The organism is Streptomyces sp. NBC_00846, from assembly GCF_045207325.1.
Taxonomy (GTDB): Bacteria; Actinomycetota; Actinomycetes; order Streptomycetales; family Streptomycetaceae; genus Streptomyces.
The window spans coordinates 1,624,908-1,637,363 of sequence record NZ_CP108846.1 but is presented as its reverse complement, the minus strand read 5'-3'; the positions used below and the strand labels follow the sequence as shown (position 1 = coordinate 1,637,363).

General features: G+C 71.8%; 8 protein-coding genes. 6 read left to right on the top strand and 2 right to left on the bottom strand.

From position 1 onward, the window contains the following. Position 1: 1 nt before the first annotated feature. On the top strand, positions 2-5,857 hold the full coding sequence (locus OG936_RS07580) for a TIR domain-containing protein (protein WP_406493402.1): 5,856 nt from the start codon (positions 2-4) through the stop codon (positions 5,855-5,857). 22 nt (positions 5,858-5,879) lie between these two features. Here the strand turns inward: OG936_RS07580 and OG936_RS07575 are convergent, their stop codons facing one another. Then, positions 5,880-6,809, bottom strand: a complete 930-nt coding sequence (locus OG936_RS07575) for a rhomboid family intramembrane serine protease (protein WP_406493400.1) — start codon at positions 6,807-6,809, stop codon at positions 5,880-5,882. A 260-nt stretch (positions 6,810-7,069) separates the two neighbouring features. Here OG936_RS07575 and OG936_RS07570 point away from each other — a divergent pair, with 260 nt between their 5' ends. The 5 genes from OG936_RS07570 to OG936_RS07550 all read left to right on the top strand — a co-directional run bounded on the left by OG936_RS07570 (position 7,070) and on the right by OG936_RS07550 (position 11,459). Next, the gene (locus OG936_RS07570) at positions 7,070-7,633 is read left to right on the top strand and encodes a HutD family protein (RefSeq protein WP_406493398.1); all 564 of its coding nucleotides are present in this window, start codon (positions 7,070-7,072) and stop codon (positions 7,631-7,633) included. Between the two features lie 93 nt (positions 7,634-7,726). Further along, entirely contained in the window at positions 7,727-8,227 is a 501-nt protein-coding gene (locus OG936_RS07565) for a pyridoxamine 5'-phosphate oxidase family protein (protein WP_406493396.1), read from the top strand. Between the two features lie 102 nt (positions 8,228-8,329). Then, on the top strand, positions 8,330-8,941 hold the full coding sequence (locus OG936_RS07560; RefSeq protein WP_406493395.1) for a TetR/AcrR family transcriptional regulator: 612 nt from the start codon (positions 8,330-8,332) through the stop codon (positions 8,939-8,941). A gap of 475 nt (positions 8,942-9,416) precedes the next feature. Further along, positions 9,417-9,620 carry a cold-shock protein gene (locus OG936_RS07555; RefSeq protein WP_003969786.1) on the top strand — a complete coding sequence of 68 codons (204 nt, stop codon included), beginning with the start codon at positions 9,417-9,419 and terminating at the stop codon, positions 9,618-9,620. 198 nt (positions 9,621-9,818) lie between these two features. After that, positions 9,819-11,459 (top strand): DEAD/DEAH box helicase, encoded by a 1,641-nt coding sequence (locus OG936_RS07550; RefSeq protein ID WP_406493393.1) that lies wholly within the window; start codon positions 9,819-9,821, stop codon positions 11,457-11,459. A 99-nt stretch (positions 11,460-11,558) separates the two neighbouring features. On the opposite strand, the gene OG936_RS07545 is transcribed toward OG936_RS07550, so the two are convergent. Then, the gene (locus tag OG936_RS07545) at positions 11,559-12,440 is read right to left on the bottom strand and encodes a hypothetical protein (RefSeq protein ID WP_406500349.1); all 882 of its coding nucleotides are present in this window, start codon (positions 12,438-12,440) and stop codon (positions 11,559-11,561) included. Positions 12,441-12,456: the final 16 nt, after the last annotated feature.

The following is a 12,456-nucleotide window of genomic DNA, read 5'->3' as shown; positions in this document are numbered from 1 at the left end:
AATGGTGGCAGACAGCGAACTGGGTTTATCAGTAAGCGAGTTCGATTTTTTCATCAGCTATTCGCCGGCTGATGAACAGTGGGCCTCATGGATAGCGTGGTCACTGGAGGACGCCGGGTACCGCACCGTCCTCCAAGCGTGGGACTTCGTGCCCGGCACCAATTTCATCGACTACATGGACCGCGGAGTCAGCGAGTCCACCGCCGTCATTGCCGTGCTCTCCCGCCATTACGAACGCTCCACCTACGGCCGCATGGAATGGCAGGCAGCGCTCCGCGCGGCCCCGGAGGCGCCGGAGCGCCGGTTGCTGACCGTACGGGTCGACGACATGCCCATCGAGGGTCTCCTCGCCACCATCACCTATGTCGACCTGGTCGGCATCGCCGACGCGGACACCGCGCGCTCCCTGCTGCTGAACCGGGTGGGACAGGCGATGGACGGGCACGCCCGGCCGGTCCGTCGCCCCGGCTACCCCGGCTCCGGACCGTCCGGCAGCGGTGTCGTCCTGCCCGGGCAGGACCCGCACCCCGCCGACCCGGACCGCCTGCCCGGCCGCAGGCCCGGCGGCCCCGGCTGGGCGGGCCGGCGCAGACCCGCCCGCGCCCCCGGATACCCGCCCGCCACCGGCGCCGGCGTGGCCCGCGACACCGTCACCGTCCTCCACCTCGCCGGACCCGGCTTCGGGCGCGGCCGGGAACCCGACTCCCTCAGCCGGCAGCTGCGAGGCGACATCGTCGAACTCCGGGACGCCGGGGCACCCGCCCCCGATCTGCTGGTCGTCACCGGCGACCTCACCGCGTCCGGCAGCCCCCGCGAGTGCGACCAGGCCCTCAGCTTCCTGACCGCGATCCGATCACAGCTCGACCTGCCGCCGCAGCGGGTCATGGTGGTGCCCGGCGCGCAGGACGTGAACCAGGCCGCCTGCCGCGGCTACTTCCACACCTGTGAGGCGGACGAGGTCGCCCCGCAGCCCCCGTACTGGCCCAAGTGGCGCCACCACACCCGGCTCTTCCGCAGCTTCTATCACGGGCTGGACACCGTCTTCGACAGCGACCAGCCCTGGACCCTGTTCCCGGTCCCCGAACTCAGCACCGTGGTCGCCGGGTTCAACTCCTCCATGGCCTTCAGCCACCGCCCCGACGACCAGTACGGCTCCATCGGCCGCGACCAGGCCGCCTGGTTCGCCGAGGCCCTGCGCAGATACGAGGAGGAGGGCTGGCTGCGGATCGGAGCCGTACGCCACCCGCTCACCGCCGCCCGCCACTACGCCGACGCCACCAGTGGACCCGGCGCGCTGCGGGACGCGGACGCCCTCACCCGGCTCACCGGCCCCCGGCTCAACCTCCTGCTGCACGGCCCCACCGGCGGCCCCCGCACCACCGGCGGCGAACCGAGCCACACCACGGTCGCGGCGGGGCCCGCGCGGCTTCCGGTCTTCGGCGCCTCGGCCCCCGCCCGCTTCCAGCTCCTGCGGATCGCCGCGGACGGCGTCACCCGCTGGGACGACCGCACCACCGCGGCGTCCCCCGTCCGGCTGCCCGGCGAATGGCGTCGTACCGGCCGGGTCTTCCCGGTCCCCGGCCCGGCCGCCACCCCGGCCACACCCGACTTCGACCGGCCGGCCACCGACGCACCCGTCGACTCCCTCACCGAACGCGTCAAGGAGATCTGCCTCGCCCGCAGGGACGGTGTACGGCTGCGCGACATCCCCCGCCGCGACCCCGCCGACATGGCCCAGGTCATGGCCACCTGGCAGGAGGACGGGGTGGTGCGCCAACAGCGCATCGCCGTCCACCCGGGCGTTCCCACCGAGGCCGAACTCGACCGGTTCACCGCCCAGGTACACGCCACCGGAGCGGCGGCCGACGCCGTGCTGGTGCACGCGGGGGACACGCCCGACCAGGCGCTGCGCGACCGTGCCGCCACCCGCACGGTCCGCATCAGGCTGCGCAGTTTCGTCGAGTTCCAGGGGCTGCTGGATCTGCGCGGCTACGTGGCCGCGCAGACCGCCCGGCTGAACAGCAGTGAACAGTACCCGCCCGCCCGCTACCTCCCGCAGCGCTACCGCGACGCCGACCGGCCCGAAGGCGCCGAACACACCGGGCTCGTCGAGGACCTCATCGACCTGCTGGAGAGCGACCACGGCCGGTTCCTGCTGCTCCTCGGCGACTTCGGCCACGGCAAGACCTTCGCCCTGCGTGAACTGGCCCGGTGCATTCCCGAACAGCTCCCTCACCTCACTCCGCTGCTCATCCCGCTCAACACCCTGGACCGCGCCCACAGCCTCGAAGGGCTCGTCGCCGCCCACCTCGCGGGCCACGGCGTCGACACCATCGACCTGCGGGCCCTGCGCTACATGCTCGCCCAGGGCCGCGTCGTCCTGCTCTTCGACGGTTTCGACGAACTCGTCAACCGGGTCAGCTACGACAGGGCCGCCGACCACCTCCAGGTCCTTCTCGACGCCGCCGTCGACCGGGCGAAGATCGTCGTCAGCAGCCGCACCCAGCACTTCAAGTCCCACGACCAGATCCTGACCGCGCTCGGCGAACGCGTCGGGCTGCTGCCCCAACGCCGCATCCTCGCCGTCGAAGGGTTCACGCCCGACCAGGTCCGTTCCTACCTCGTCCGCACCTACGGCGACGAACACCAGGCCGAACAGCGGTTCCAGCTGCTGCGCAACATCCCCGACCTGCTCACCCTGTGCGGCAACCCCCGGCTGCTCTCCTTCGCCGCGGCCCTCAGCCCGGACCGGCTGCGCGCGGTCGCCGGAGCGGGCCGCACCCTCAGCCCCGCCCGGCTCTACGAGGACGTCTTCACCTCCTGGATCGACTACGAGGAACAGCGCGGCCAGGGCGGCGCGGGCGCCGCACCCGGACTCGGCGCTGCCGCGCTGTGGTCCTCCGTCACCGCGCTCGCCCTGCGGCTGTGGGAGTCCGGTCGTACCGCGCTGCGCCTGGACGAACTGACCGAGACCGTGGCCGCCACCCTCGGCGGACTCACCGGGCCCACGCCGGCGCCCTCCACGCTTTCCACCGCCGAACAGGCCCAGGCGGTCGGTGCCGGCAGCCTGCTGGTCCGCAGCGACGACGGAGTGTTCCAGTTCATCCACGGCTCGGTGCTCGAATGGCTGGTCGCCCGGCAGGCCGCGCGGCAGCTCGACGAGGGCCAGGACGCGCTCCTGGCCGCGCGTCCGTTCAGCCAGCTCGCCGTCGAATTCCTCTGCGACCTCGCCGACCATGAGACCTGCGCCGACTGGGTCCGCGACACCCTCGCCCCGGACGGCCCCGTCGTCAGCGAAGCGGCCCGTCGCAACGCGCTGCGGATCGGTGACCGGCTCCGGGTCCCCGCCAACGCCGACCTGCGCGGCGCACGGCTGGCCGGCGAGGACCTCTCGTACCGGGACTTCTCCGGCGCCGACCTCTCCGGCGCGGACCTGACCGACGCCCGTCTCACCGGAGCCAACCTCTCCGGTGCCGTACTCCGCGACAGCAGGCTCGCCGGCGCCCGGCTCGACCACGCCGACCTCTCCCGGGCGGACCTGACGGGTGCCGACCTCACCGGCAGCCGCCTCACCCGCGCCGAACTCACCGGCGCCGAACTCACCGGGAGCCGCTGGCACCGGGCCGCGCTGATCGCACCGATCCTGGACGATGCCGTGCGCCGGGCCCCCGAGCTCCGGGCCGCGGCCATCGCCCCGGGCATGCCCGTCGAAGCCGGATACCGGCCGTCGGCCGTCGGCGTCCCCTACGGATTCAACATGCGGACCAGCAGACTCCCCGAACCCATCGCCTACAGTCCCGACGGGGAACTCCTCGCCGTCGGCAGCGAGGACGGTGGCGTGCTGATCTGCGGCGCGGACACCGGCCGGGCCCTGCGCACGCTGCAGGGCCACTCCGGACGCGTGTACGCGGTGAAGTTCGCCGGCGACACCATCGCGACGGGCGGCTCCGACGGCACCGTACGCCTGTGGGACCCGGTCTCCGGGGCCTGCCGCCACCGGCTCGACGTCCATCCCGAAGGAGTGTGGCCGCTCGCGCTGGACCCGGAGGGCACCCTGGTCGCCACCGGAGACCGCGAGGGCCTGGTCACTGTCTGGTCCGTGGCCACCGGGCGGCCCCTGCACCGGCTTCCCGGTCACACCGCCCCCGTCTACACGGCCGTGTACTCCCCGGACGGACGCACCCTGATCACCGGGGACGCCGGGGCCCGGGTCCGCCGCTGGAACCTGTCCGACGGCTCCGTCGACGGCGAACTGACCGGCCATCAGGGCGCTGTCTACCGGGCCAGGTTCAGCCCTGACGGCACCCTCCTGGCCACCGCCGACCAGGGTGCGGCGGGCGGCGGTACGGTACGGATCTGGCGGGCCGAGGACACCCGGCTGCTGCACACGTTCACCGGCCATACCGGACGCGTGTACGCGCTCGATTTCCACCCCGACGGAACTCTTCTGGTCAGCGGTGACACCGACGGCGAGGTCCGCCTCTGGGATCCGGTCGTCGGCACCCCCGCGGGAACCATGGAACATTGCGCCGGCGCGGTCTACCAGGTGCTCTTCCACTCCTCCGGGAAGCTCCTCACCTCCTGCGACAGCAGCGGCCAGGTCCGTCTCTGGACGGTCTCCGGCACTCCCCGCACGGGCCGCACCGTCGCCCTGCACGACCGCCAGCCCACCGCGCACCGGGGCTCCGCGTGGGCCTGCGCCTTCTGTCCGGGGAACCGGCAGCTCCTCACCGTCGGCAACGACGGCGGTGCCCAGATCTGGGACGCCGACACCGGGCACGGCCGCCGCATCCTGCGTGGCCACGGCCGCCGGGTCACCGGACTGTCGTTCAGCGCCGACGGCACCCAGCTCGCTGCGGCGGGGAACGACGGAACGGTACGGCTGTGGGAAACCCGGACCGGCCGGTGCACCGCTGAGTTGACGGGCCGGGGCAACCGCCTGGTCTCCGCCTTCTTCAGCCCGGCCGAGGAAATCCTGGCCACGGCGAGCAATGACGGCGACATCTACCTCCGCAGCGCATCGGACGGTGCCCACCTGCGCGAGGTGGACGCCGAGACCGAGCACATCTGGGCCGGGGCGTTCAGCGCCGACGGCTCCCTCCTCGCCACCGCCAACGACGACGACACCGTCCGCCTCTGGTACCGCTCGACCGGCGCACCCGTCGCCACCCTGACCGAGCACCGGGGCCGGGTCCGCTCCATCGCCTTCGGTACCGGCCCCGGAGGCGAGCTCGCCACCGGCTGCGACGACGGGGCCGTACGTCTGTGGCGTCCCGGCACGGGCGAGCTCCTGGCGGAGCTGCGTGAGCACACGGACCGGGTGTACGGGGTGGCGTTCGGACCCGCTGGCGCATGGCTGGCCACGGCGGGCTGGGACGGCCGCACGGTCGTGTGGCGGGACGGCGTCCCGGAGCTTCGGCTGACCGGACACGCCGGCAAGCTCTGGGCCGTCGCGGCGCACCCCGCACGCCACCTGCTCGCCACGGCGGGTGACGACCGCACGATCGGGCTGTGGCACGCGGAGTCGGGCGAGCGGCTGGCGGCGCTCGACGGCCACGCCGGACGGGTCCTCTCCCTCGCATTCAGCCCGGACGGGCACATCCTCGCGAGCGCGGGAGAGGACGGCACGGTGCGCCTGTGGACCCTTTCCGACGACCGTACGGTGCCCGAACCCACGGCCACCCTGATCGGGGTGCCGGGCGGCTGGGCGACGCTCACCCCGGCCGGGGGCTACAAGTACGACGGCGATGTGGCCGGCGAATTCTGGCACGTGGTGGGCATGTCCCGGTTCGCCCCCGGCGAGCTGGATCCGTATCTGCCGGGGGTGAACCGGCTGGCGCTGGGCGAAGCCCTCTGAGGGGACACCGCCGGGGCGGTGCTCACGCACCGCCCGTCAGCGCCGACGTCTTGAGCACCACCAGCAGCACCAGCACGGCGAGCAGCACCACACCCGCGCCCACCTGAATCGCCGTACGCTGCTTCGCCGGGGCGTACGCGTACGCGACCGTGACGACGGCCCCCGTCAGCAGCCCGCCCAAGTGGCCCTGCCACGAGGTGAATCCGGCCGAGATCAGCATCCAGATCAGGAACCCGGCCATGAACCGGTTCACCGCCTGCATGTCGCGGCCCAGACGCCGGTTGATGACGTAGAACGCCGCACCGAGACCGAAGATCGCCCCGGAAGCGCCCACCGTGCTGTCGGACGGCGCGATCAGATACACCAGGACCGAACCGCCCAGCGCGGACAGCAGATACAGCGCGACGTAACGGGCCCGGCCGAGCTGCTCCTCGACGACGCGGCCCAGATTCCACAGCGCGTACATGTTGAAGAGGATGTGCAGCACCCCGAACGGCAGCGAGCCGAAGGACGACCCGTCCGGCGGGAGATGCAGGAAAGCCCCGGTCAGCAGCCGGTACCACTCACCACCCACTACACCGATCACATCGAAGCCGGGGAAGTCCCCGGCCTCGTAGACGTACTGGGCGCCGTCCGGGCCGTTCATACCCGCGCCGAGCATCGCGAACCGGTCGACGATCCCCGGACGGACCAACTCGCCCAGGTACACCAGGATGTTGAGACCCATCAGCACGTACGTGACGAGCGGCACCGCGCTCCTGGGCACCGCACCGCCGAACACCGTGCGCGCCTGCCGGACCGAGCGCTGCCCCTCCTTCACGCACTCCACGCAGTGGTGGCCGACGGCGGCCTCACGCATGCAGTCGGGGCAGATGAAGCGGTCGCAGCGCGTGCAGCTCACATACGTCTCGTACGACGGATGGCGAAAACAGGTGGTGACCGCGGCCTCCACGGCAGGCTCCTTCACGGTGGGCAGACACGAGCGGCCGGTGGGGGCGGCGGCGATCAAGATAGCGAACGCCGCCGTCCGGGACGGATCCGGGTGCCTTACGCTCGGTGTTCTCAGTGTTCTGACACGTCGGGGATTCGGAGAACGCGCATGGTCGGCTCGTCCGCCACCACAGGTCCGGCCATCAGCCTCCGCGAGTTCGAGGAGACCGCCCGGGACGGCGGCGTCCAGGCCCTGGCGGCCCGGACGCAGGGGATCGTCGAGTGACGGCCCGGGTGCTGCGGGCGGCCGACCGCACGGCCACGCCCTGGAAGAACGGCGGGGGAGTCACCCGGGAGATCGCGGCGTACCCCGAGGGCGCGCCGCTGGACGCCTTCGACTGGCGGGTCAGCCTGGCCGATGTGTCCGGGGACGGGCCGTTCTCCTCGTTCCCCGGCGTCGACCGGACGCTGACCGTGGTCGAGGGCGCCGGGATGGACCTCATGGTGGGCGGTGAGCACCACATCGTCGACGAGCCGTACTGGCCGCACGAATTCCCCGGCGACCTGGAGACATACGGCCGGCTGCTCGGCGGCCCGGTCGTGAACTTCAACGTGATGTACCGCAGGGAGCGTACGAGCGCGGAGGTCGCGGTGGTACGCGGCACCGTCCGGCTGGCGGTGCCGCGGGGCGGGGCGGTGCTGGCCGTCGCGCTGGAGGACGGTGCGGTGCTCGATGGCCAGGACGTCGCACTCGACCGCTACGACGCGTTGTTGGCGCAGGGGGAATCGCCGGGGGTGCTCCGGACCCAGGGGTGGGCGCTGGTGGTGACCCTGTCGAGGGGATGAGGCCGCGGGCGGACGAGCCGTCGGGCGGACGAACCTTCGGGCCGAGCGGAATTCCGGACAGGGGATGTCGGGATTCCAGAGTTTTATGGCCTCATGACATCGAGTTCCTGGAAAGAGTTCCAGTCCGCAGAGCCGGCCTTCGCCGACACCGTCCAGGCCCGTTTCGGGCAGTACAAGCACCAGGTCCTGGCGACCCTGCGCAAGGACGGATCGCCACGGGTGACCGGCCTGGAGGTGTACGTCCTCTTCGGTGAACTGTGGCTCGGCATGATGCCGAACTCGCGCAAGGCGCTGGACCTGCTGCGCGATCCCCGGTTCGCGGTACAGGCCAATCCGGGACCGGACGCCGAGATGGCCGACGGCGACGTCCGGGTCTCCGGCCGCGCGGTCGAGGAGACCGACCCCGGGATCCTGGCCCGCTTCACCGAGGAGGTGAAGCCGCCGGAGCCGTTCCACCTCTTCCGCGCGGAACTCCAGGAGGTGGTCCGGACGACGCTGGACTCCGACGAGCTGGTGGTCCAGGTGTGGCGGCCCGGAAAGCCCCTGCGCACAATCCGCCGGACCGGGGACGACAGCGCCCCGTACGAGTCCTGACCGCTGTTCCTGACCTCTGCTCCTGACCTCCGCCCGGGACACCCGCCCGGCCCGGCCGGGCGGGTGTCCCGGGCGGTTTCCCGGCGGGCGGAGAATGGGCGCGTGCCTAACAAGAAGAAGCCCCAGGTGACCCCTGCGCCCGAGCGCCGCCGCGAACTGCTCGACACCGCCGCCGAGGTGTTCGCCGCGCAGGGATACAACGCCACCACCGTCCGCAGGATCGCGGACGCGGCCGGGATGCTCGCGGGCAGCCTCTACTACCACTTCGATTCCAAGGAATCGATGATCGACGAGATCCTCTCGACCTTCCTCGCCGAACTCTGGGAGGGGTACGACGCGGTGCTCGCCGCCGGACTCGGCCCCCGGGAGACCATCGAGGCGCTCGTCACCGAGTCCTTCCGGGAGATCGACCGGCACCGCGCCGCCGTCGCCATCTACCAGCAGGAGTCCAAGCACCTGGCCACCCAGCCGCGCTTCCAGTACCTCGTCGACTCCCAGCAGAAGTTCGAGAAGGTCTGGCTCGGCACGCTGGAACGCGGCGTCGCCGACCGGGCCTTCCGCGCCGACCTCGACATCCGCCTGACCTACCGCTTCGTCCGCGACACCGTCTGGGTCGCGGCGTCCTGGTACCGGCCCGGCGGACAGCACAGCCCCGAGGAGATCGCCCGTCAGTACCTCTCGATGGTCCTGGACGGCATCGCCCTGGACATCTGACCCCACGAGAGGGAGTGGCAGCGACACGCCCCAGGACGAGGCCGACGTCAACGGTGTGCGATCGTGCCGAGTCACCCACGCGGCGTAACCGGTCCAGAATTTGATGACGACGCCGCATGAGCCGGAGCCCGGACCGGCGGCCGCTACGGCCTGCGGACCGGGGCTGCCCGGCCGCGCCGACACCTGCCGCGGGAAATTTTCGGCGGCGTGTCGAGCCTGCTCCCGGCCAGTTGGCCCATGGGTCCGGGCAAAAATCTGCCGACCGGCGGCGCGGCGTGTTCCACCACTGACCGACAGATCGTGCTACGGTTGCCGTGTTGCAGTTTTGGTACCCATGAACATTATGTGCGCCTGACGGGAATGCTTCCTCAGGCGCATTATTGTTTTCCGGCTTTCTCCGGATGGGGCTCAATGCGGCGACTTGGAATTCGTAAAGTGCGGATTTCCGGCACTGCACCTCTTTTAGGAGAATGACATGGCTACTGGAACCGTGAAGTGGTTCAACTCGGAAAAGGGCTTCGGCTTCATCGAGCAGGACGGCGGCGGCGCCGACGTCTTCGCCCACTACTCGAACATCGCCACCTCGGGCTTCCGTGAGCTCCAGGAGGGCCAGAAGGTCTCCTTCGACGTCACGCAGGGCCAGAAGGGCCCGCAGGCGGAGAACATCGTCCCGGCCTAATTGCCGGACGCGTACCTCGCAGCCGGGGCCCGCACCGTGAAGGTGCGGGTCCCGGCTTGTGCTGTCCACGGGACAGGGCGAAGAAGCACCGCCCGTCCCGCGGAGGTCCCCAGCACTCCTCAGTAGTCCCCAGCAGTCCCAAGCAGTTCCCAGGAATCCCTAGGAATCCTCAGGAATCCCCCAGGAGGGCAATTCCGTATGACCCGCTCCGAACGCCAGGACCGACCCGCCCGCAACCGCCCGTCGAGGGGGCGCGGCACGGCCCCGGCACAGGCAACCGCTAAGGGTTCCGGCAAGGGATCCGGCAAGGCGTCGCCCCGTCGCAGGGCCACGCCGCCGCAGGGCGAATTCGCCCTGCCCGAAACCATGACCCCCGCACTGCCCGCCGTCGAGGCGTTCGCCGAGCTGGACATGCCCGCAGCCCTGCTGAAGACCCTTGCCGCGCAGGGCGTCACCGATCCGTTCCCGATCCAGGGCGCCACCCTGCCGAACTCGCTCGCCGGCCGGGACATCCTCGGCCGCGGCCGCACCGGCTCCGGCAAGACCCTCGCCTTCGGCCTCGCGCTGCTGGCCCGTACCGGCGGACGGCGCGCCGAGCCGTGCGCTCCGCTCGCGCTCGTCCTCGTGCCGACCCGCGAGCTCGCCCAGCAGGTCACCGACGCGCTGACGCCGTACGCCACGGCCGTGAACCTGCGCCTGGCCACCGTCGTCGGCGGCATGTCGATCAGCAAGCAGTCCGGTACGCTGCGCCGCGGCGCCGAGGTGCTCGTCGCCACTCCGGGCCGGCTGAAGGACCTCATCGAGCGTGGCGACTGCCGCCTCGACCAGGTCGCCATCACCGTCCTCGACGAGGCCGACCAGATGGCCGACATGGGCTTCATGCCGCAGGTCGTCGCGCTGCTCAAGCAGGTCGAGCCGGACGGTCAGCGGATGCTGTTCTCCGCGACGCTCGACAAGAACATCGACCGCCTGGTCAAGATGTTCCTGACGGACCCGGTCGTGCACTCGGTGGACCCGTCCGCGGGCGCGGTCACCACCATGGAGCACCATGTGCTGCATGTGGCCGACGAGACCGACAAGAAGGCCGTCGCCACCCGGATCGCCGCCCGTGACGGCCGGGTGATCATGTTCGTGGACACCAAGCGTGGCGCCGACCGCTTCGCCAAGCGGCTGCTGGCCAGCGGTGTACGGGCCGCCGCCCTGCACGGCGGGCGCTCGCAGCCGCAGCGCAACCGGACGCTGGACCAGTTCAAGAACGGCCAGGTCACCGCGCTCGTGGCGACGAACGTGGCGGCGCGCGGCATCCACGTCGACGACCTCGACCTGGTCGTGAACGTGGACCCGCCGACCGATCACAAGGACTACCTCCACCGCGGTGGGCGCACGGCGCGTGCCGGGGAGTCCGGCAGCGTCGTCACCCTGGTGCTGCCCGAGGAGAAGCGGGAGATGACCCGGCTGATGGCCGATGCGGGCATCGCCCCGCGGACCACCCGCATCAAGTCCAGCGACGAGGAGCTCACCCGGATCACCGGGGCCCGTGAGCCGTCCGGCGTCGCGATCGTCATCGAGGTCCCGCAGCCGACCCAGCCGAAGGCGCGTGCCCGGTCGGGCGGGGCGGCGGCCGGTGGCTCCGCCTTCCGCTCGGGCAGCCGCGGCCGGGGTCGGCGCGGTGGTGCCGGACAGGGCGGCGGCGTCGAGGGCCGGGGCGCGGGCGGTTCTTCCCGTGGCGCCGGTGCGGGCGGGGGCCGTGGCGGCGGTGAGGCGCGTGGTGCCGGGGCCGGGCGTTCCGGGGCCGGACGCGGTGGTGCGGCGGCGGGGCGTGGCCGCAGGGCCGCGTAGCGTCGCGGACCGAGTGTGGTGACCGGGCGGCCCCGTCCGGTCACCACATGGTCCTCAGCCGCCGGGCGGCTGGTTCCGGGGCGGAGCCCCCCGGTTGTTTCAGGTGGTGCAGTCCAGGACGGTCCGGCACAGTCCGCACCGGGCCCGAACCCGGCCGCGCACCGGAACGCGGATGCGCTGGTGGCAGGTGGGGCAGGCGAAGGAGACCCGGAGCCCTTGCGGGCCGTTCTCGAAGGCGTACGGGGCGTCGGAGCCCTGGGCCGCTCCTGTGGCCGGGTGGTCCTGGGCGTGCCGCCGGTCCTTGGCGTAGCGGTGCCGGCCCGCCCAGCCCGCGGCCGTGAGGGGCGGCAGCCGGGTGTCGTGGAGGGCTTGGGCGCGGCCCTTGGTGTAGGCCGTGTACGCCTGCGGGCTCGTGAACCACGGGGAGGGGTCCTCGTCGAAGGCGAACGCCCGCTTGGCGAGGACGTATCCGAACTCCTCCGGGGTGAGATAGCCGAGCTTCTGGCTGGAGACGGCGTCCTCGCGGAACGCGTCCAGCAGCAGCCAGCCCGCGCCCAGGTACGTCGTCGCCGTGTCGGTGAGGATCTCGTTGTCGCGCGTACCGGGGAACTCCAGGCCGAGGCGGTGCAGCAGCACATGCGTGATTTCATGCGAGAGCGCGGCGCCGATGTCCCTGCGATGGGTGCGGAAGCGGTCGTTGAGTTCGATGAAGTACTCGGGGCCCGCGGCGAGTTCGACACCGGCGGCGTGTTCCATCGTCCGGAAGCCGACGATCACCCGGGCGTCCGGCAGATGCAGGTGCTGGACGATGGCGCGCGCCACCCGCTGGGCGCCGAGGTGCAGATCGTCCTGGTCGCAGAAGGCGGCGTCGGCGGGCGCCAGGCTCGTGGCGTAGCCGCGGACACCGTCGTACGACAGCCTCCGGTACAGCGCCGTGATCGCGGACCGGACGGTGTCGAGGTGGGGGAAGCCGTGGACCACCGGGCCGCCGCCCCGG